The organism is Leptospira dzoumogneensis (assembly GCF_004770895.1).
Classification (GTDB): domain Bacteria; phylum Spirochaetota; class Leptospiria; order Leptospirales; family Leptospiraceae; genus Leptospira_B; species Leptospira_B dzoumogneensis.
Genome location: NZ_RQHS01000018.1, coordinates 317068 through 338622, shown reverse-complemented (window position 1 = coordinate 338622; position 21555 = coordinate 317068). Strand labels below are relative to the sequence as shown.

Genomic DNA, 21555 nt, shown 5'->3' with positions numbered 1-21555 from the left:
ATGATGAAACTCTTCCAATACGATACCTGTCCTTATTGCGCTTATGTTCGGAGCCAATTTTCCGAAATGGGTCTAAAAGCCGGTAAAGATTACGAATTGGTAGAGGCCAGCAGAGGAACCCCAGGTAGAGAGGAAGTCCTGCAATTAGGGGGACTTTCTCAAGTCCCTTTTCTGGTAGATGGTGATATTAAAATGTACGAGTCCAGAGACATCGTGGACTATGTAAAAAGTAAGATCCAAAAATTAGGAACTGTAACCTAATACATCCAAAATTTTCTCTCCCACTTTTCTATTCTTTCCTGAATAAGGATAATTATGAATATATAATACAGGATTGAAGTTTAGTTCTAAGATCCTATAATCTCCTTCCGATTCCAGGTTCTTTACTATAATATCCACACCGCAAATTTTCGCTTCCACGGCTTTTGCGGCTTGTACTGCCAATATTTTATAAGAAGAATGCGCGATATCCGTTACATCCACTGAATCTCCGCCGGTGCTGATATTTGAATTTTTACGTACAAAAACGGTTTCACCTGCTGCAGGGATCGTATCAGTAGTTCTGCCGGATTCTTTTAGTACATTTAATTCGGTATCATCCAGTCTGATCTTTTCTAGAGGGGTCACATGCCCCACTCCTCTTCTTGGGTCCGAGTTTTTTTCCTCTATTAATTCACGAATATTCTTTTTGCCGTCTCCTGTTACATTCGCGGGAATACGATTGCATACTGCTACACATTCGTCCCCGATCACTAAAAATCGGTATTCATTCCCTTCTGCAAATTCCTCTACGATGGCGGTTTCCGAAAATCCAAGTGCAATTTCCAGTGCCTTCTTCTTTCCTTCTTGGGAAGAAGAAGGTGGAAGAATGCTGATCCCGATCCCGAAATTGGTAGTAACAGGTTTTACCACCATCTTACGATCGGAATTTTGATTTAAGAATTCCAATCCTGCATTTAGATCGGAAACTGCAGTTCCCTTAGGTACAAGTATATTCGATTCTTCTAAAATACGTTTAGTGACGGTCTTATTTTCCATGACCAAAAAGGTCATATAGGAATCCAGTTCCGTTTTGGAAGCCTCTTTTACAAGCCTTGTGACCCCTTGTCCTTTTAATCGTATAAAATGACTGGGTCTATCCAAGACTTCTACTTCCAGTCCTCTATTGAGTGCGTCTCGGATCACGATCTGTGTGGAAATTTCCAGATCCTCGAATCCTTTTAAGATGAATTCGTTCGGATCCAATTTTTGTCCTGCTTCCAGTTTATATTTCAATGGTTACAGATCCTTGCAGTAGGATACTTTTTTACTTTTTCGGATTCTTCTATTTTAGTTTTTTCCGAAAGTGATCTTTGGACTTCTTTTGCAAACATTGCAAATTTACCCGGTGTCAATTCCATCTGGGATTGGTTTCTGTAGTTTTCTTTTGCGAGATGTATTCCCAGATCCCTAAATTCCCAACCCTCGTTTATGATCCGATCCATTAGTTTTCCGGAAGGAGTGCAAGAAGCGTCTTCCCAACGTTTATTCATTATATTTAGAATTTCTTGGTAGAATCTTTTTCCAGTATGACGGTCTAATTCCTCCGCAATCGGCAAAAGACTTTGGGTGAATTCTTTTCCTCTAGTCAGGAAATCCTGTTCTTCTCCAAGATCATCCAAAACCTTTAGGCCGGGTTTTCTGCCTTCCCAAATGACACGTTTTGTATTTTCTCGGATCCTGAGCTTTTCTTTCTGATCAATGGATTTACTTTCCTTCAGTAGTCCATCAATCAGCACCATCTGTATATAACCAAGACTTGGCTTATGGATCCCCGTAGGAGATTCAGGCTGGAGGTCCAAACAACGGATCTCAATGTATTGGATCCCCCTGCTTTGGAGAGCATCCAATGGTCTTTCATCATTTTTAGGGATCTGCTTAGGGCGGATCGGAGAATAAAATTCGTTCTCTATCTGCAAATAATGATCGTTAAGTTGGTTCGGGATCTCACCATAAGATTGGTATTTAGCATAAGGAGTACTTACGGCATAACACATTCCGTTTATATATTCCTTTAAGGAATTATAATTGATAGGAAGCTCGTCTTGGACCTTGCTCGTATATCCGATCTCGCTCATTCTCAAAGAAGTAGCGTAAGGAGCATAGTACGTATGTTCTTTATGTTTTACGAATGGGAAATCGCTCGGAACCGGCAAAAATGTCTCATCAAAAACCGGAGTAGCCCCGGTTAAATATAAAATTTCCGGAACTCTTCTCATAAAATTCCGGGTAACGGATAGATATAATTCCGAAATTTCTTCCTTGGTGAATGCATGGATCTCTTTTCCTAAAATTTGTTTTAAGAACAGATTCGAAAAAGAAAAATTATAATGAACACCTGAGATTGTCTGCATTCTTCTTCCATAACGAAGACCTAAACCGTTTCTATAGACTGTTTTCCATTCTCCCGAAAAAGAATGACCGTATTGTCCTAAAGGAATCTCCTTATCTTCTTTAGGAAGAATGGGAGGCATACTAAAAGGCCAGATCCATTCTTCTTTCAAATGCCTGGAAGTGAAAATATGCAGATCTTGCAATTCCCTTACGATTGCCTCAATCCTAGGCCTAGGATTCGTAGCAAATTCAAGTTGTGGTTCCGAAAAATCAGTCTTGATAAAATGGTTTGTAAGACTGGAACCTAAGGATTCCGGATGAGGAGTAGTCGCAATTTTTCCGTCGAAAAAAATACGCATACTTTCCTTTTCCAAACCGTGTTTTGCTTTTACAGCATGACGCAGATTCGGACATACCGGAGTTTTGGCGGATCGATTCATTTTATATTCCTAATTCTTTTTTTTAATATTATTCGCCCAGAGGGATCCCATCTCCCCTTGGATCCGCAGCACCGTACAATATTCCATTTTCTCTTTTTACACAGAACAGTTTTGCCATATTATTACCGAGCCTTACCTCGTGTTTTTTTGCCTTTAGCTGATTGAAAGTAGCGGTATCGGTCGCAGGCCCTTCGATCGAAAGTGCGTCAGGAAAGAATTGGTGATGGATCCTTCCCCTTGCTACGGATTCATATAAGGTCAAATTTAGATCTAATGTAAATAATATGGATTGTAAAACCGCATTTACTATATAAGAACCGCCTGGGGCACCTGTTACCAAAAATGTCTCCCCATTTTTCAGAACGATGGTAGGGGACATGGAGCTCAAAGGAGTTTTTCCCGGCTGAATAGAATTAGCCTCCGCGCCGATCAAACCATAGACATTAGGCTCTCCAGGAGAACGGCTAAAATCATCCATCGTATCATTTAGAACAAAACCATATCCTTCCAACACAACTGCTGCACCGAATCTATAATTGATGGAATGTGTGGTAGAAACAGCGTTTCCTTCCTCATCCACTACCGATATATGAGTGGTCTGAGGAGACTCCGCCTTTAAATTCAATCTGCTTAAGTAAGTGGAACTAGGTGTCGCCTTACTTGGATTGAAGTCTGAAATTTTTTCCTTTGCATAGTCGGAAGAGATCAAAGTTTCTACAGGTATCTTTGTAAATCCCGGATCTCCTCCCAGGACCGCACGATCCGAGTATCCCCTTCTCATAACTTCCGCCAAGAAATGATAATAATCGCTTTGGGAAAAATCGAACATAGAATGAAGTTCTTTCGTTTCCAGCATCTTTAACATCGTAAAAAGATGAACTCCGGAGGAAGGAGGGAACATTGTCCGAATATTATAATTTCGGTATGTAATCTCTAAAGGTTTTTCTTCTCTTACTTTATAACTTTTGAGATCTGTCCAATGAATAGCTCCACCGTTGGAAGAGACCTCTTGTGAGAGTGCCTTAGCGATCTCGCCGGCATAAAAGTCCTTGTCCCCTGTTTCGGAAATGATCCTAAGAGTTTTTGCCAGATCCTTCTGAACAAACAGCTCTCCCGCTTCAGGTATTTTTCCACCTGGTACAAAGATCTTTTTCATCCCGGGACTCATGTCTTGTTCAGATTCTTGGATTGCCTCGGAAAGATCCGGATACACTACAAATCCTTCTTCTGCCAAACGTATCGCCGGGGCCAAAACATCCTTTAAGGGAAGTTTTCCGAACTTTTTATGGATCTGCACAAGACCGGCCACCATTCCAGGAACGCCTACGGATTTATATCCGAGTAAGGACTCTTCCTTGGGGCGGCCCTTATACATATTACGATTTGCTAAAGAAGGCGCCCTTTCCCTGAAATCAAAAGCATACGACTTTCCGGATTTGGCATGATGATATACTAAAAATCCGCCCCCGCCTATCCCTGTGGAAGAAGGACGAGTAACGGAAACCGCAAAGGAAGAAGCGACGGCCACATCTATCGTATTTCCTCCCTTTTTGTAGATCTCCAGTCCTACTTTAGAGGCGTCTATCGAATCCGTAGAGATCATGATCTTCTTGGATTCCGCAAACAAAGTGTTGGGATCGATCCCGAATTTAGGAGCTACAAGGTTCTGGGTAGAAACTTCTCTGCCTTCGATGAATAGTACATTTTTCTTGCAAGATCCGAAAACAAGAAGAAGTAAAATAGAAAGTATGAAGAAACTTTTGGGATTAGGTCTAACCGTTCTAAAAGACATTATTTTTCTCTAGAACGGAAGACTAATTTCAGTTCCTCGTTTTGTATTTCCAAATTCACATCCCCGCCGTTTTTTAATTCTCCGAACAATATCTCTTCCGAGAGCTTTTTGGAAATATTGGAATCAATCCAGCGTTGGACGGGCCTTGCCCCGAATAATGGATCGTAAGATTTTTTAGCGATCCAAAGTAGAACATCCTCTCCGTAATGAAGTTGGATACTTTTCTCTTTCAATCTTACTTCCAGAAGTTCTAACTGTTTGCGCACAACCTTAGAAACGGTTCCCTCATCCAGAGATGCGAATTCTATCACTGCGGTCAGCCTGTTCCTAAACTCCGGAGAGAATTGTTTTTCGATGGCTTTTAAGCCTCTATCGGTCAAAGCAGTATTATCGAATCCTAATGGATTAGAGGCTCTTTCTCTGGCACCGGTATTTGTGGTCATGATCAGAATGACCTGCTTAAAATCGGCCTTCCTGCCGTTATTATCAGTGAGAGTCGCATGGTCCATGATCTGCAAAAGAATATTGTAAATATCTTCGTGGGCTTTTTCTATCTCATCCAATAGAAGAACACAATGAGGAGTACGAACGATCGCGTCCGTCAATTGACCGCCTTGTTCGAAACCAACATAACCTGGAGGAGAACCGATGAGTCTAGAGACAGTGTGTTTCTCCATATACTCGCTCATATCGAATCGGATGAATTCCACACCTAATATGGCTGCGAGTTGTTTAGATAATTCAGTTTTACCCACACCTGTAGGGCCTGCGAATAAGAATGAACCCACGGGTTTTCCTGGCTCGGAAAGTCCACTTCTGGAAAGTCGGATCGCCTGGACGAGTTCCACGACCGCCTTGTCCTGGCCGTAAATTTTACCTTTTAATTCTTCATCTAAATTCTTGAGCTTTTCTCGATCGTCTGCCTTCACTGTTCGTGGAGGAATTTTAGAAATTTTCGATACTAGTTCTTCTATTTCTTTTACACTCACGATCTTGGACTTGGAACTTTCTCTAAGTTTTACTTTTGCTCCGGCCTCGTCTATCAGGTCGATTGCTTTGTCCGGAAGTTTACGATCTAAGATATACCTCTCTGCAAGTTTTGCCGCTTCTTCTACAGCTTGCTGAGAATATTTTACGGAATGGAATTGTTCGTATTTAGGAAGAAGACCTTTTAAGATCTGGATAGTCTCTTCTACACTCGGCTCGTTTACTTCTAATTTCTGGAATCTTCTAGAAAGTGCATGATCCTTCTCGAAAATCGCCTTATATTCTTTATATGTTGTGGTTCCGATACAACGAAGTTCCCCGTTTGAAAGTGCGGGTTTCAGAAGATTAGAAGCATCTAAAGATCCACCGGAAACAGCGCCGGCACCTATAATAGTATGGATCTCATCCACAAATAATACATTGTCCGGATCGGAAGAAATTGCCTGAACTACATTCTTCAGCCTTTCCTCGAATTCTCCTCTGAACTTGGTTCCTGCGAGTAGAAGCCCCATATCCAAAGAATATACTTTCGTATTTTTTAATACATCCGGGACTTTTCCGTTTACGATCTGTAAAGCCAGACCTTCTACAATTGCGGTTTTTCCTACTCCCGCATCTCCTACAAAGATTGGATTATTTTTCCTTCTTCTTGCAAGAATATGAATGGTCCTTTCGAGCTCTTCTGCTCTTCCGACTAAAGGATCTAATTTACCTTGGCTTGCTTTTTCAGTCAAATTCACACAGAAATCCGCCAAAGCATCTCCACTTTGTTTTTTAGAAGTTTCGTCTGTAGGAGTTCCATCACCTACCTTCTCCCCCGACTTTTTGATCCCGTGAGAAATATAACGCACAACATCGAAGCGGGAAATATCCTGTCTTCCCAAAAAGAAAACCGCATGAGACTGATCTTCCCTGAACAAGGAAGCGAGTACATAACCTCCGTCCAATTTTTTCTTTTCTGTGGACTGCACATGGAACGCGGCCAATTGAAGTACTCTTTGAGCGCCGATCGTGTATTCAGGCTCTATCTCCCCAAAAGATTCCGGAACCGATTCCATTTCAGTATCCAAATATTCTTTTAATTCGGAACGCAACTGATCCAGATCCGCACCGCAGGCAAGAAGAACTTCCGCTGCAACAGGATCATAAGTTAAGGAAAGAAGAATATGCTCAAGAGTGATGTATTCGTTTCTTCTCTTAAGTGCTTCCGTTCTCGCTTGGTTGAGAGATTTTTCTAGTTCTTCGGATAATGTCATGATTCTTCCCCCTCTTCAATTTCCATCTGGCAATGCAAAGGATGGCCATGTTCCTCCGCAAGCATATGGGTCTCGTTCACTTTAGTTCTGGCAACATCATGAGAATAGACTCCACAAAGAGCCTTTCCGGTAGTATGTGCCTGCAGCATAATTTGTTCGCTCTCGACCTGGGTCCGATAAAACACCACGCGAAGTATCCAAACCACAAATTCCATAGGAGTATAATCATCGTTTAAGATCACTACCCTATATTTGGCCGGCTTTTTAAGTTTCAGTTTCTCCTTTGTGAGAACCTGTTCTTCCGTTTTTAGATCGCTCATTTGTCTTCGGATTCTCCCCGGACCGGTTCATCCTTCAATGGAGAAGATTGATTGGTTTCCCTTATCATTTCCTGCATATGCATTCTTTCGCTTTCTAAAAAACGTTCAATCGCATTTCGAGCCTGGTCATGGAAAATAAAATGAGAGCTATATGTAGGAACTGCAGGAAATCCTCGTAAAAACTTCTGCTCTCCCTGCGCTCCTGCTTCAAAGATCTCGAAACCGTTCTTGATCGCATATTCTATAGGAGCATAATAACAACATTCGAAATGTAGAAAAGGATAATGTGCGGAGGAACCCCAGTATCTACCGTACAACTTCTTTCCCTTTTTTAAGTTGAATGTTCCGCCTATCGTGTCTCCGTCCTTCTCCGCTAAAAATAATACCAGATTTTGGGAAAACTTCTCCAAAATGATCTTAAAAAATTTGCGATTTAAATAAGGAGATCCCCATTTTCTGGAATAGGTCTCCGTATAAAAGGAATAGATGGAATCCATATCCTTCTCCGAAATTTCCTTACCTTCTTTGCATAAGATCCGGATCCCGGATCCTTTTACGGTCTCTCTTTCCTTTTTGATCTGCATCCTCTTCTTGGATCTGAAATCTCCCAGAAAATTTTCGAAACTAGTATATCCTCTATTCTTCCAATGGAATTGATGGGTGATCCGAGTGGAAAATCCTCTTTTCTCTAAAGCTTTTGCTTCTTCTTCCTCTAAAAAAAGAAAATGGATGCTGGAGAGTCCTTCTGTCTTTGCATTTTCGAGTAACGGTGGAAGTAGTACATCCAACGCTTCTTCCGCGGATACATTATTTCTTCTGAATATTTTTTTACCGTTCACCGGAGTGAATGGATAGGCTACGAGACCTTTAGGATAATAAGAAAGTCCATTCTGAGAGAAAAAATTTGCCCAGGAATGATCGAAAATATACTCACCATAAGAATCGTATTTATGATAAAAAGGAAGAGAAGAATGGATCCCATCCTCGTCTTCCGCCACCCAATACTCCGGATGCCAACTGGTCCTTCCGCCTACGCAGGAAGAAAGTTCCAGAGAATGTAAAAATTCATGATTTGAAAAAGGATTTTCAGGATCTCCCAAAAGATTCCAATCCTCCGCCGAAATTTCTCGGAGCGACAGTATCCTGGTGATCTTCGTTTTACCGGGCATTTTCTATTTCTTGGACGTTTTTGAGCCTTCTATCGTTCTCTCAGACTCGGAAAAAAATCGTTTTAACTTTTCCAGAGAACGATGAACGATCACTTTTACATTGGATTCGGAAAGTCCGGTTGTTTCGGAAATCTCTCTGACCGATTTTCCCTCCAGCTTTGCCATGGTCAGGATCCTTCTCTGCCTAGGCTCTAAGACGTTTAGCCAGGACTCCAGTCCTTGTTGTACCTCCCACTTGTCCTCTATAGAAGTTTTTTCTTCCTGGGCAAAACCTTCCATCTCTGTAGAGACGATCCTGTCACGAGTCCCTTTCCTGCGAATATAGTCTATGGTCTTATATCTTGCGATGGAGAAAAACCAGGGTGCAAACGGCTTTTCCTTTCGATAGGTGGCCCTGGCCTTATGGATACCGATCAGAATGTCCTGGATCAGGTCCTCCCGATCTTCCTTGTCACGAACCTTAGAGCTCAAATGATTGTTTAAAATTTCCCTGCATTTGGAAAGTAGGAGTTCGTATTCCTTGGAATCTCCTTCTTGGGCTAAGCGCATTCTTTCCGAAAGAATTTGCCAGATATCTTGCTTTTCCGCCATGTAACCTTATGCAGTTTGACTCGAATGAATTAATGAGTCGTATAAAGAATAGCTATTGGACTGGATTTTTTAAGGATGTCCAATCTTTCTTATATTAAAGCGGAAAATCTACCAGGAGGACACATGTCATATTCAGAATCGGACAAAACCAAAAAACTGATCCAAACATTGAGTTCTAGCCTGGAAAAGGGAAGCCTGAACATTTATACACTTTTCCTTTCTTGTTTGGGTTTAGTAGTTTTAGGAATTGCACTTGGGTGGTCCGTTTCCAACTTAATAGGCCGCACGAACGCTTTTCCAGGCTGGTGGCCGGAGCCTGCATTATTATTATTTTGGGGAGTTGTTTCGGCTTATCTATTAAGCAAACTAGCCTTCCCTGAGGAAACTTCCGCTTGGATCTTTTGGACTGCGGGCGCTTTTCTATTCGTCTGGACCGTTTTTATTCTAAGCCGCTTTTTTACGGAAGAAGGTCCGGCCCATGTTCATGTAGGGCTTTGCTCGGTAATCTTAGCAACAACTTCAATTTTATTCGGAGCCGGAGCTTGGTTTATTTTAAGGACCATGGCAAGTTCCAGGCCTGGACTTTCCGGATTTTTATTCTTAAACCTTTTATTAGCAAGTTCTAATCTAGGTCTGAAATTTGTCTGCCCTGTCCAAGATCCTTCACATATTTTGATCTCGCATGTAAGCTTTACATTGGTTTGGATCGCATTATTATATTTTCCGATCCGAAAAAAGTTTAGCTGGTAAGTTTTAGTCTAAAAATTCCCAGGCAGTCCTAAGCTCTCCAGCTAATTCCACAGTCTCGAGTAGATCTTTAAAAAATTCGTTTTGTCCTAAAGTAGAACCGTCTCCAACCATCACTAAAAGTTTTTTAGCTCTGGTCATTCCCACATTCCATCTTCTTGTCTCAGACAAAAATCCGATCTGTCCTTCCGGATTAGAACGGACCAAACTGAAAACCACAGCATCAGATTCTCTTCCTTGGAAAGAATCCACAGTTTCTACTTCTAGCTGAGAAGAATATTCCGGAAGTATTTCTTCCAGTTTTTGTTTGAGTAAATATCTTTGGTATCTGTAAGGAGAAAGAAGGATCAGATTTTTGGGATCCCATCCGGAATTTAGGATCTTCTTCACTATATTTACTGTGAACTCTGCTTCCCAAGGATTTCCTAAACTTCCTTCCGAATTTTCCTCAGCAGTGTCCGTCCCGGAACTATCTAAGAAAACCAAACTGGAACCGAATGGTTCTCCTGAATCAAAGGGCACTTTTTCTCTAAGTTTCTGATCTAATCCTGATTTGAGTCGATTCTCATAAAACTTTAAATTCGGGAAAGTTTGGATCGGATCAGTCATTCTATACTGAGTGTCCAAAAGAAATACCCTTTCCTTGTCCTGGAAAACAGGAAGAAGCCTCTCCATTAAGGAAACCTTAAGCAGTGGATCTTCTGAGATCACCGTCGGAGGAAGTTGGAACGGATCACCTGCGATCACAAACTTATCCGCTTTTAAGATTGGTATCCAAGAAGAAGGTTCAATCGCCTGGCTTCCCTCGTCTAAAATTGCATAATCAAATTCTAAATTATGTAATTGGTAAGAAGAAGCTCCGGTATGTGTGCATACAATCACCGGATGGGACTCCAACAGATATCGGATGAGCACCTTCTGTCTTTCTTTGATACTTTTTCGCAAAGAATCCGCTTCTTTATAGAGACTTCTTCTTTCTTCCGCTTCTTCTTTGCCAAAACTTCTTTTGTATTTGCGTGCCTTTTTCAGTAATTCCTGGATTTCTTTTCTATCTCTTTCTATCAGTTTTGCTTCCGGAGAATGATTCAATTTCATCTCCAAAGAATTTTGGATAATATCAGGATGTATCCTGGCAGGATGACCGATCCTTAGAACTGGAACTTTCAGTTTTTCCAATGATTCTACAAGTAGATCTGAGGCTGAATTCGTAGGAGCGGATGCAAGTATCCTTTTACCGTCGGAGGCCAGTAGTCTGATCGCTTCTACTATCGTTTTAGTTTTACCCGTCCCAGGCGGACCATGGACTAAAATAAAATCTTCCGTCTGTAAGATTGCAGATACTGCTCTCTTTTGGGAATCGTTGAGTGACTCAGGAAGATTAGAAAGAGGTTTAAAATTCGGTTTAGTAACTTCTAATTGATTGGAGAATAGATCCGCAAAATATTTTTCTCTGGAACCTTTTTTAGCGGAGATCACTTTTTCCAAGGCGCGATCCCATTCCTTAAAACTTGTTTCGTCAGGAAGAATTTCCAGAGCAAGTTTACCCTCTTCTACCCAGTCTGGAACTTCTTCCATATAAACTAAATACGAATCTTCGTTTGCTTTGAGTAAAACGGAGATATATTCTTCCGATTCTTTTACGATCCGGACCGGTGTTCCAGGTCTGAATAGTTCAGGAATATTTTTGGATTTAGTGGGTTTGAGTAAAACTTTCCAGTTTCCGTCAGCGCTTAATTCTGCGTCTTCGAATACCAATGGAAATACTGTGAATCCGTCTTGGACTCTTTTGTTTAGATCGGAGGAGGAAATTTCTTCCTTATACTTATCCAGCTCCGCCTTTCTTTCTTTTTTTAAAGATTCACGTAAGGCGGAATAATAAGATCCTTCCATTCCAATTAGAGTCGGTCAGGAGAAAGTACTACGATCTTATAGCTTGGAGTTTTTTGGTCCTCACGAGTAGGAAGACTTTCCGCATAATGGATAGCAGAAGCAAGTGTGGTACCGGTAGTCAGTCCCGCAAAAATACCTTCTTTCTGATAAAGTTCCGATTGATAACGAAGAGCCTCATCCCTATCCACTCCAATGTACTGGTCGGTTACCTTTGGATCGAAAGATTCTGGAAGTCGGATGCTGGAATCACCTTGGATCATTTTGCGGATGAAGCGGGAATTTTTACTCACTCCCATAATCACTCTCAAAGAAGGTTTTTTACTCTTTAAATATCTTCCTACACCGGAAAGAGTTCCACCGGAACCACCTCCCGCAACAAACGCATCCACATTCCCGGCAAGATCTCTCCAAATCTCAGGCCCAGTAAATAAGAAATGTGCATTTGTGTTTGCCATGTCTTTGAACTCGTTCAGGATCACGCTGTTTTTCTCTCTGTCTTTAGCTGCCTTTGCAGTTTCCAAAAGAGAATCGTCCCAGTTACCTTTTGCAAGTTGTACAACTTCGACACTAGCACCGTAAGATTTTAATTCTTTGATCTTCTCCTGATCCGTATCAGGAGCTAAAAATACTTTGAACTTGTATTGACGAAGAGTAGAGATCCAAGCAAGAGAGATTGCGGTAGTATTATAACCGGCTTGGAAAATAGAACCGCCAGGTTTCAGTTCCCCTCTTCTTTCTGCAGCAAGAACCATAGAAAGTGCAGTCCTATCTTTTACACTTCCTGTAGGATTACAGAACTCTGCTTTTAGATAAATTTCCACATTCGGAATATGAGAACCGATCTGATTCAATCGGATCAGAGGAGTATTTCCGATCATTTGGAGAACATTCTCCTTGATCGGTTTAGCTACACTTAGCTCTCTTCCGAAAGCATTTTGAACATTATTCAAAGCCCCCAGAAGGCTATTGCCGAATTCATCTATAGAGCGAGAAATTTCGTCGAACATAGTCTTCTAGAGTCCTGTGTGATTTAGAAAATTACTTATGAGAAGCGTACAACCAAGGAACATCTTTTCGGTTTTTCTCTTCATAAGTAGAGATCTCCGCAGCATGCTGTAGAGTTAAACCGATATCGTCCAAACCATTGAATAAACAATACTTACGGAAAGAGTCCACTTCAAAATTATAAACGTTTCCGGAAGGACTGATCACATTCTGTTTGTCCAGATCGATCTTAATTTTGGCCCCCGGAGTCTTATCCACGATCTTGAAAATTTCGTCCACTTCTTCCGGCTTTAAAACAACCGGAAGCATACCGTTTTTGAAACAATTATTGTAAAAAATATCAGCGTAAGAAGGAGCAATAATCGCTCTAAATCCGAAATCTTCCAATGCCCAAGGAGCATGCTCTCTGGAAGAACCGCATCCGAAATTGTCTCTGGTTACAAGGACGGAAGCGCCTTTATATCTGTCTTGGTTCAGACTGAATTCAGGATTCGGTTTGGTTCCCTCGTCGTCCAGATATCTCCAGTCATGGAATAGATGAACTCCGAAACCGGTACGTTCTATCTTCTTTAAAAATTGTTTAGGGATGATTGCATCCGTATCTATATTTGGGCGATCAATTAGGACCGCTAAACCTTCGTGTTGAGTAAAGGGTTTCATGAGTCAGTATCCTTATTTCCAGTTCCGAATATCTACAAAATGTCCTTCGACTGCGGCAGCGGCAGCCATTGCAGGACCGACTAGGTGAGTTCTTCCGCCTTTTCCCTGTCTTCCTTCGAAGTTACGATTGGAAGTAGAAGCACACCTGTCTCCCGGTTGTAAAACGTCGTCATTCATAGCGAGGCACATGGAACAACCCGGTTGTCTCCATTCGAAGCCCGCTTCTATAAAAATTTTATCCAGTCCTTCCGCTTCTGCTTGGCGTTTCACTCTTCCGGAACCGGGAACTACGATCGCCTGAACCTTGTTGGAAACCTTCTTACCTTTTACGGTAGTCGCAGCCACTCTTAGATCTTCGATCCTAGAGTTTGTGCAGGAACCGATGAATACCTTATTCACAAAGACATCTTGCATCTTTTGTCCAGGTTTCAGGTCCATATATTTGAGTGCGTTTTCGATACTGATCTTTTCTACAGCGTCAGGTGCATCTTTTGGATCAGGAACAATACCGGTTACAGGAACTACTTGGCCTGGAGAAGTTCCCCAAGTCACTTGAGGAGCTATCTCTTCCGCTTTTAATACTATGCTAGTATCAAATTTTGCTCCATCATCTGTCACATAACGTTTCCATCTTTGGACAGCCAGATCCCATTCAGCACCTTTAGGTGCGAAATCTTTTTCTTTTAGATAATCAAAAGTGGTTTGGTCAGGAGCGATCAGTCCCGCTCTTGCACCCGCCTCGATAGACATATTACAAACTGTCATACGAGCTTCCATGCTGAGGGAAGAAATTGCAGATCCTCTATATTCGATTACGTATCCTGTTGCTCCGCCAGTACCGATCTTTCCGATGATCGCAAGAACGATGTCCTTAGCGGTTACATGAGGAGAAAGTTGACCATCTACTCTGATCTCCATTGTCTTTGCTCTTCTTTGTAAAAGAGTCTGGGTGGCAAGCACATGTTCCACTTCGGAAGTTCCGATCCCGAAAGCAAGTGCTCCGAACGCACCATGAGTAGAAGTGTGAGAGTCCCCACAAACAATAGTCATACCCGGATGAGTGAGTCCCATCTCAGGAGCGATCACATGTATGATCCCTTGGTCAGGGTGATTTAGATCATAAAGAGTAATACCGTTCTCATTACAATTCTTGATAAGAGTTTTCATCTGATTGGCAGAGATTGGATCAGCCAATTCCAGGTCACGGATCCGAGTGGATACGTTATGGTCCATGGTAGCAAAAGTAGCTTCCGGACGGCGGACCTTTCTGGCTGCCATACGAATACCATCGAAAGCCTGGGGACTCGTTACCTCATGGATGAGATGTCTATCTATATAAAGAAGATAAGACCCTCCGTCCAATTCACCGACCAAATGGTCTTCCCAGATTTTTTCGAACATCGTTTTCATGGTGCGCAGATCCCCCAGGGGGTAATTCAAGAGTAAAGATTAGACTTCCTTACGGAAGCTCTCTTCCATGCTAAAAATCAGGGGTTTTTCGTAAAGAAGGTTCCGGGAAGAAGGCCGCGAATCTATCATTTGCCTCGGAAAACGAGTAGAGCCTTGCCGATTCCAATCTCGTCAAAATCGTACAAGATCCTTGGTCTCAGAATTTTTTTGCCGTTCAAGAATGTTCCGGATTCGGAAACCAGATCGTATAAAATATAACGATTACGGACCTTTCTGATCCTTGCATGATTTTTACTGACAGATTGTTCGTATAAGACCAAATCACAAAGGTCGGAATTCCCTATATTGGTTTCCGCTCTTGCAAGTGAGTATTGTTTCCCTGGATTTCTTCCTTCTTTAAAAACAAGAGTGGCCTTTTCATACGATTCCCCTTGTTCGAATTCTTTGAGAGCAACAGGAGCTGCCCTTTCCGTTTCGATCCTGTCTTCTTCCGAATACACAAGCTGGTACTGGTTACCGTACATTTTGCGGTAAGCGTCTTGTTCGAACTCAATCGTATGAAGTCTCTCTTCCGGACTTACAGTTCCTTCAGGAGGATACTTTTTTCCTTTTTTCAGAACTACAATTAGAGCCACCAAAGTAAGAATTAATAAGAAAGTAAAACTAGGAAGAAAGATAGAAGGGTGTAATAAGAAAACTGCAAGTCTTGTACGGAAGGGAAGATCATAAGAAAAGCTGAGTCGTCTGGAATTTCTGGTCTCCAGTTCTACTTCCAAATTTCCGCTTCCTTGGAACTGCCATTCGTCTTGGAAAGGAGACTCATACACCAGGGACCATGGTTCTTTTCTGAAATAATCCAGGTCTCCGAAAACTTGGGTCCTAAAATCAGGGCTATTTAATGAATAGAATGTCCCACCGTATCTTTTGGCCAAAAACTTTGCACCATTGGATGGATAAGAAAGAACTTGGATAGGAATATTCGGAGTATATTCCCCATTCTGAGCCTCGTTGGAAGGGATAAGGTCCTGGTCATAAAAGATGGTCAGAATATAATCGGTATCTTTTAGACGAGGAGAGATCTTTTGGAAAACATAGTCCAGGTTGGCAGAAGTATTCCGATTGGATTTCCCGCCTGGGACCTTCGCTTCTTTCAAAGCGTCAGATTTGTTTAAGTCGTCTTTGGAGAAGAATACATCATCCGTAAAAAATACGAAGCTGAACCTATCTGCGGAATCCGCTCTTTCTACAATTGTCTTTAAGATCTCTGTGGCTTGTACATTATGATCGAAGGAGTTCGTCATCTGAGTGATCAGATAAATATGGATCGGTCTTGTGCCTTCAGGTCTATGGATCTTGAGAGGGCCAACCACTCTTCTAGAACGATTTTCTTTTTGTTCGGCGACAGTGAGTATTTCCTGATCCAAGGATACTCCCTTACCTGTCTTCAGTTTCAATTCTACTTTAGGATATCTGGAAATATCATATTCTTCTAAATGTATACTTTCCGCCCCGACAAACGAAGGATATACGAAAGCCGCTAAGATCAGAAAGTGTATGAAGAAGGATCGGATCATAAGGTTTTGCAATTTAAGCGGGATTTTCATCCAAAGTAAACAGTTTTCTGGAATACTCCAAATGCGGCTCCCAAGCCCCATTTGGACTTTTTAGGGTCTCCAATTTTTCTCCGCTTTTCATCACAGTTATAGTATCGGCTAACTCCCTGGCAGAACTAAGATCATGGCTGATAAATAGAAGCCCTGCTCCCAGATCTTTCACTCTGGTCCTTAATAGATCCAGGATCGACTTTCCCGTGGTCGGATCTAGAGCAGACGTGGGCTCGTCTGCCAAAATCAGCTCCGCTCCGGAATACACCGAAAGTAATACTAAAATTCTCTGTCTTTCTCCGCCGGAAAGTTGATGTGGCCTCGCCTTCCAAGACGCCTCCGGATCGGAAAGTCCGAATTCTTTTAGGAGTCGAATTCCAGTTTCCGGGTTTGCAAATTCCGGTTGGATGACAGAAAAATATTCCAGGATCTGAGATCCAATGCTTAAAAATGGATGCAGACCAATCGCTGCAGTTTGAGGGATAAGACTGATCCGTTTTCCCCGCCAATTTTTCCAAAGAGAAAAATCTCCGCTTGGTATATTTTGCGAGAAGATACTAAATTTTTCCCAGGTTACGGAAGCTTCTTCATTTAGAAGTCCGAGTACTGTGCTTGCAAAAGTGGATTTTCCGCTTCCGGATTCTCCCACAAGTGCATGAACTTCTTTTTTAGAAATTTGGAAATCGAAGTTTTTGAGAATAGTAGAAGACCCAATTTTTACATTCAGGCCTTGTATAGAAAGAATAGTCTCGGATGATTCTCTCTCCAAGTTTTATCCTAACTGAAAGAGTTCATATTCTACAATCGAACAAACAATATGACCTATCAGAATATGGGACTCTTGGATACGTGCAGTTTCTTTTCTAGGAATGATCAGATCCAAGTCCGCCATTCCTTTCATCTTTCCACCGTCTCCACCTAAAAAAGAGATCGTTTTCATCCCGATCTTTTTAGCTGATTCCAAGGCCGCGATCACGTTTTTGGAATTTCCGCTGGTGGAAAGTCCTACAAGTAGATCACCCGGTTTTCCAAAAGCTTCTACCTGACGAGAAAATACAAACTCATATCCGTAATCGTTGGAACAAGCGGTGAGAACTGCTGAGTCGGCATTCAATGCCAATGCAGGAAGCGCTCTTCTTTCATTTCCGGATTTATAACGGACCACAAGTTCTGCTGCGATATGAGAAGCATCACAAGAAGAACCACCGTTTCCGCAAAATAGGATCGTATTTCCTTTTTTTAATACTTCAGAAGCAATTTTACCCGCTTCTTCAATCTCCGGAAGAAGTGTATCCAATACTGCTTTTTTAGTCTCAATAGAGTCCTGGATCTGTTTGGATGCGATTTCTTTTAAGTTCATTCTCATTTATCCTTTTTAGACCGAATTTTAGAGAGCACTGACTCAAAATCCTTTTTGGCCGAATCAAATTCATACAGTGTCAAATTTTCGGAATGCGGAGAATTCCTATTCCCGCTTACGTTTAAAAAATACAGTTCTTTAGAAACGATCTGCTTCACTCTTTCAGAAGAATTTGCTTGGAAAACATCTTCGAATTCTTTTCCTAAAAAGACGAGTAACACTGCGATTGTGCTCGGCCTGAGATTAATCAATATTTGCTGCTTCCAAATTGGATCCCAAGTTAAGATCTCTTTCCAGGAATCTACAGAACGTTTTAGGTCAGGCTCTTCTTGTAAAACGGCCCAAGACTCTTCATCCCAATTCGGGGTATTGATCCCTGATAAGATGCTTTTTAGACTCTTATGGTCCCCACTCAAAAGTCGGTTTAGATCAGCCTCTCCTAAAAAAATCACTCCGCTGATCTTATCACCTTGCTCCGTTAGATAGTTTCCGGTTGAAACAACCAAAGAATACTCTCTACCTGATTTTTCCTTACCTTCTAGACGGAACAGATTGCGGTTGTTTTTGGTAAGCTTAAGAGATGGATTTTCAAAAATAACTCCGGAAGATTTTTTACGGGTCACAAAAAAGCGGTCCGCCTTTTCTCTTAGGTCTTTTAATTCCCAGGTATAACCTCGGCTATCTCTAACTGCTTCCTTTTCGGTTTCGGCTGAGACATTCTTTTTCTTTCTCCAGAAAAAGAACTTACTCCAAAACCTTGATTTTTGTTTGCCCTTGGCCATCTTAGTTCCCGTAATCTTTTCGGAGATTGGAAGGGCGTTCTATCAATTTTTTCCCCATTTCGTAGACCTTTGCTTCTTTTAGAAAAGTGGAATATGCAGAAGAGATTGCGATCGTAAATCCGGGGAATCCATCCAAAAAACCTAATTTGAAAAAATAAATTTCTACAAATTTTCCGAATGGTTTTGTGATCGTGCGGGCCAGGGAGAATTTTTTATTCTTCTTCCAACGGGTCCAGGAAACGATAGATGAGAATTTATTGATCGTATCTACTTGTTGGGAAAGGTCCGCAAAACTATAATGTAATATATCCCCTTTTATCTTTTTGCCCTTCCCCTCTACCACTAGATAGTCATGAGGATTTTCACCCATCCATTTGGACTTTGACTTTCGAATGATTCGATACTTGGTTTGAGGATACCATCCCGAAAAACGGATAAACCTTCCCATATGGAAAGTCAGTCTGGAAACTTTAAGTCCGTTCAAAGAAGGATCTTCAGGGCTTTCTAAAAAAGTACGAAGAGAATTTTGGAGTTCTTCACTTAGACGTTCATCCGCATCCAAAGACAGGATCCATTCGTTCTTACAGAGAGAGATCGCGTCATTCTTCTGTTCCACATGTCCCTTAAAATTCTGGGAAGAGAATTTTACCTCGGGAAAGGACTCGCTGATCTCTTTGGTTTTGTCAGTGCTATTGGAGTCTAAAACGATGATCTCGTCCGCAATATCCCTGCAGGATTTGATACAATCCCCGATATTCGCCTCTTCATTATAAGTGATGATCGCAACTGAAAGTTTTTTTAGAAATCTTTCCCGGACCTCGTTTCTGCTGAGAGGTGCCTTAGTCTTAGATTTCTTTTTTTTAGGGGAAGAAGATTCCTTGGTTTTAACGGATTCTGCCATAAGTTAGAATTCGCGGAAGCGAATGAATTCCTAAAATAGTAGGTTTTCCTTCTTTGTCAGCGGTTTTTTCTGGAAATCTGAGAGGAAAAGGAAAGTCTGGGGCCTTGTGAAAGATACCTTCTTTTCTAGGATTTCCGAGACCTCCGGAAAGATCTCCTTTTATTCCTTATTATTATTTTTAGCAGCGTTTCCACTTTCCGTTTCCGCGTCTCAAATCTTGGCGGGCCTAAGCATTTTCTGTTTTATATTCTCCCCAAAGGAGAATTTCCAAAAGGTCAAAAATTATCTTCTGCCCTGGGGATTTATTTTAGGAGCGTACTCTCTTGTATTCATTTCATCTTTGTATCATTGGGTAGAATATTCCAATTTCTGGAAAACATTTGCAAGACAGTCGGAAGCAGGAGATTTCTGGCTCTCGATCTTATTTCCGATCGCCGCCGTACATTCTTCAGAAGAAAAAAATAGAAATCTGATCTATAAATATCTTTGGATCTCTTTTATTCTAGTTTTGATCTCAGGCATCGCATCCGTTTTCAGCGAATATAGACTTGGAAAATATATCTCCAACGGTTTTACTCCGGCTCCAGGAGATAGAAGACAACATCCTGCAGGGCCACTTTTCGGCTTAGAAACTTATCTTCCGATCGGGTTAATGAACACTCATTTGACCTATGGTGGATTAATTTCTTTTTATATTCCGGGACTTGCACTTCTTGTTTTACAAAAGATAAAGAAGAAGGATCTAAAACTCGCAGCGGTTTTTAGCATTCTACTTTTATTTGCATTCTGGGTATTTTTACTCAACCAAAGCAAGTCCGCATGGCTTGGAGTTCTTGCAGTAACAGTTTATTTTATTCTGAGCAAATGGAAAGATTTCTCCGGTAAATTTCCTAGGATTACTATGGCGCGAGCCTCAATTGTAATCGCAGTTTTGATCGTACTCGGAGTGACTATTCGATTCTTCTACCAAAGGAATTGGTTATTACAGAGAACACTCGCCCAACTCACAGAGATACAAACACCCGAAAACCAAAGATATTGGATCTATAAACTCAGCCTTCCTCTACTTACAGAAAATCCAATTTTGGGAACAGGAGGAGGAAGATTCAAAGAAGCAAGTTCGGAGGTTTCTAAATCATTTATAGAAAAGAATGAACAACTTTGGTATGAGTTATTCATTACTCCGAATAAACATGCACATAATGATATTTTAGAATTTGCGATCGTAGGAGGATGGTTTTCCGGAATTCTATGGATCGGATTCTTCTACCTTTTATTTAGAAAAATCGCAGGTTCCAGTTTGGAAGAAGGGAACTTTCCCTTAATAGGAGTTGGATTTATCTGGGTGGCCGGATTTTTCCAATGTTATCTTTTGGATGATGAGGTTGCGCTTCCATTCTTCGCTTTGGCCGGACTTTTATGGGGAAGGGAAAAGGAAACTTCTTCTAAATCCTATTCTGCTCCTACTATCTTCTTAAGCATTACCTTACTTTTGAACGTATCCTTTTGGATTTGGAGACTTTCTATCCCTCCGGAACTTGCGTATGGAAGACAGGTTTTTGCCTCTTCTCCTGCTCTTGCTAAAAAAATAGAAAGGAGTATCCTTCCTTTCAGGAATCAAATCGAGGAAAGAAAAAAAAGAATTTCAGATAGTATACGAGTCTCCGCGGCAGATGCAGGATCTGAATTTTCAGTCGAAGGTTGTCTCACTCATAGATATCCAAATCCTGCAAAACTAAGAGAAGAAGAATATTCTTTCGGGATCTATATTTCTACTGAATGGAAAAATCCGCCGCACAAGATTGGCGTTACGGTTTTTTCGGAAGAATCTTTTGATGAGGACAAACTCTATTGGTCTCATAGAAAATATGATTTAGGAACTAAAGAAATAGATCTGAAACCCGGTTGGAATTCCTTCATTTGGAAAGAAACCATGGGACTTTCTAAAATTACGATCTTTCCGGATATCGTATATTTTAGGAGTTTTAAGATCCGTTATGGAGGTTTTGATCGGGAGAAGCAGATGGATCTGCCGGTCTTAGACTTAGGAGATCTCTGCGATTTTAAATTGAATTAAGTTGGTACCTGGAGCGGGACTTGAACCCGCACGAGCGTGAACTCACAGGATTTTAAGTCCTGGGTGTCTACCTATTCCACCATCCAGGCGTTTGAGAGACTCTGCCAGGCGTCGCCCGGATTCGAACCGGGGATCAAGCTTTTGCAGAGCCATGCCTTACCACTTGGCCACGACGCCGATATGAGGTATGA

19 protein-coding genes and 2 tRNA genes are annotated in these 21555 nt (G+C 41.5%); 3 read left to right on the top strand and 18 right to left on the bottom strand.

Annotated elements, in window-relative coordinates; all coding sequences use genetic code 11:
• Entirely contained in the window at positions 1–261 is a 261-nt protein-coding gene (locus tag EHR06_RS12485) for a glutathione S-transferase N-terminal domain-containing protein (RefSeq protein WP_135757301.1), read from the top strand.
• On the opposite strand, the gene gshAB is transcribed toward EHR06_RS12485, so the two are convergent.
• The 7 genes from gshAB to EHR06_RS12450 are packed head-to-tail and all read right to left on the bottom strand — an operon-like array spanning position 244 to position 8928.
• Entirely contained in the window at positions 244–1275 is a 1032-nt protein-coding gene (gshAB, locus tag EHR06_RS12480; RefSeq protein ID WP_135757300.1) for a bifunctional glutamate--cysteine ligase GshA/glutathione synthetase GshB, read from the bottom strand. The genes EHR06_RS12485 and gshAB overlap by 18 nt on opposite strands.
• Positions 1272–2813 carry a glutamate--cysteine ligase gene (gene gshA, locus EHR06_RS12475; protein ID WP_135757299.1) on the bottom strand — a complete coding sequence of 514 codons (1542 nt, stop codon included), beginning with the start codon at positions 2811–2813 and terminating at the stop codon, positions 1272–1274. Before gshA ends, gshAB begins: the two co-directional genes overlap by 4 nt.
• A gap of 28 nt (positions 2814–2841) precedes the next feature.
• On the bottom strand, positions 2842–4605 hold the full coding sequence (ggt, locus tag EHR06_RS12470; protein ID WP_135757298.1) for a gamma-glutamyltransferase: 1764 nt from the start codon (positions 4603–4605) through the stop codon (positions 2842–2844).
• Entirely contained in the window at positions 4605–6848 is a 2244-nt protein-coding gene (gene clpA, locus EHR06_RS12465) for an ATP-dependent Clp protease ATP-binding subunit ClpA (RefSeq protein WP_135757297.1), read from the bottom strand. The genes ggt and clpA overlap by 1 nt, the downstream gene beginning before the upstream one ends.
• Complete coding sequence (gene clpS, locus EHR06_RS12460; protein WP_008590347.1) at positions 6845–7168, bottom strand: ATP-dependent Clp protease adapter ClpS; 324 nt, start codon at positions 7166–7168, stop codon at positions 6845–6847. Before clpS ends, clpA begins: the two co-directional genes overlap by 4 nt.
• Positions 7165–8337: a GNAT family N-acetyltransferase gene (locus tag EHR06_RS12455; RefSeq protein WP_135757296.1), complete on the bottom strand. Its 1173-nt coding sequence runs from the start codon at positions 8335–8337 to the stop codon at positions 7165–7167. Before EHR06_RS12455 ends, clpS begins: the two co-directional genes overlap by 4 nt.
• A 3-nt stretch (positions 8338–8340) precedes the next feature.
• Positions 8341–8928: an RNA polymerase sigma factor gene (locus EHR06_RS12450; RefSeq protein ID WP_135757295.1), complete on the bottom strand. Its 588-nt coding sequence runs from the start codon at positions 8926–8928 to the stop codon at positions 8341–8343.
• A gap of 123 nt (positions 8929–9051) precedes the next feature.
• On the opposite strand from EHR06_RS12450, the gene EHR06_RS12445 reads away from it, so the two are divergent.
• Entirely contained in the window at positions 9052–9678 is a 627-nt protein-coding gene (locus EHR06_RS12445) for an NrsF family protein (protein WP_244288585.1), read from the top strand.
• A 3-nt stretch (positions 9679–9681) separates the two neighbouring features.
• On the opposite strand, the gene EHR06_RS12440 is transcribed toward EHR06_RS12445, so the two are convergent.
• The 9 genes from EHR06_RS12440 to EHR06_RS12400 all read right to left on the bottom strand — a co-directional run bounded on the left by EHR06_RS12440 (position 9682) and on the right by EHR06_RS12400 (position 19287).
• Positions 9682–11565, bottom strand: a complete 1884-nt coding sequence (locus EHR06_RS12440; protein ID WP_135757293.1) for an AAA domain-containing protein — start codon at positions 11563–11565, stop codon at positions 9682–9684.
• Between the two features lie 5 nt (positions 11566–11570).
• Positions 11571–12572, bottom strand: coding sequence for a PLP-dependent cysteine synthase family protein (locus tag EHR06_RS12435; RefSeq protein WP_135613478.1), 1002 nt, complete (start codon positions 12570–12572; stop codon positions 11571–11573).
• Between the two features lie 31 nt (positions 12573–12603).
• On the bottom strand, positions 12604–13230 hold the full coding sequence (leuD, locus tag EHR06_RS12430; protein ID WP_135757292.1) for a 3-isopropylmalate dehydratase small subunit: 627 nt from the start codon (positions 13228–13230) through the stop codon (positions 12604–12606).
• 12 nt (positions 13231–13242) lie between these two features.
• Entirely contained in the window at positions 13243–14640 is a 1398-nt protein-coding gene (leuC, locus tag EHR06_RS12425; RefSeq protein WP_135757505.1) for a 3-isopropylmalate dehydratase large subunit, read from the bottom strand.
• Between the two features lie 125 nt (positions 14641–14765).
• Positions 14766–16244 (bottom strand): FHA domain-containing protein, encoded by a 1479-nt coding sequence (locus EHR06_RS12420; RefSeq protein WP_135757291.1) that lies wholly within the window; start codon positions 16242–16244, stop codon positions 14766–14768.
• Positions 16228–17013, bottom strand: coding sequence for an ATP-binding cassette domain-containing protein (locus EHR06_RS12415; RefSeq protein ID WP_135757290.1), 786 nt, complete (start codon positions 17011–17013; stop codon positions 16228–16230). Before EHR06_RS12415 ends, EHR06_RS12420 begins: the two co-directional genes overlap by 17 nt.
• 3 nt (positions 17014–17016) lie before the next feature.
• Positions 17017–17604: a D-sedoheptulose 7-phosphate isomerase gene (gene gmhA / locus EHR06_RS12410; protein WP_135757289.1), complete on the bottom strand. Its 588-nt coding sequence runs from the start codon at positions 17602–17604 to the stop codon at positions 17017–17019.
• A gap of 2 nt (positions 17605–17606) precedes the next feature.
• The gene (locus tag EHR06_RS12405) at positions 17607–18386 is read right to left on the bottom strand and encodes an LBBP_01157 family protein (RefSeq protein ID WP_135757288.1); all 780 of its coding nucleotides are present in this window, start codon (positions 18384–18386) and stop codon (positions 17607–17609) included.
• A gap of 1 nt (position 18387) precedes the next feature.
• Positions 18388–19287, bottom strand: a complete 900-nt coding sequence (locus EHR06_RS12400; protein WP_135757287.1) for a glycosyltransferase family 2 protein — start codon at positions 19285–19287, stop codon at positions 18388–18390.
• Positions 19288–19393: 106 nt separating this feature from the next.
• Here EHR06_RS12400 and EHR06_RS12395 point away from each other — a divergent pair, with 106 nt between their 5' ends.
• On the top strand, positions 19394–21364 hold the full coding sequence (locus tag EHR06_RS12395) for an O-antigen ligase family protein (RefSeq protein ID WP_135757286.1): 1971 nt from the start codon (positions 19394–19396) through the stop codon (positions 21362–21364).
• A gap of 2 nt (positions 21365–21366) precedes the next feature.
• Here EHR06_RS12395 and EHR06_RS12390 read toward each other — a convergent pair.
• Both EHR06_RS12390 and EHR06_RS12385 read right to left on the bottom strand, forming a co-directional pair.
• Positions 21367–21453, bottom strand: a tRNA-Leu gene (locus EHR06_RS12390).
• A gap of 17 nt (positions 21454–21470) precedes the next feature.
• Positions 21471–21541, bottom strand: a tRNA-Cys gene (locus tag EHR06_RS12385).
• Positions 21542–21555 lie beyond the last annotated feature (14 nt).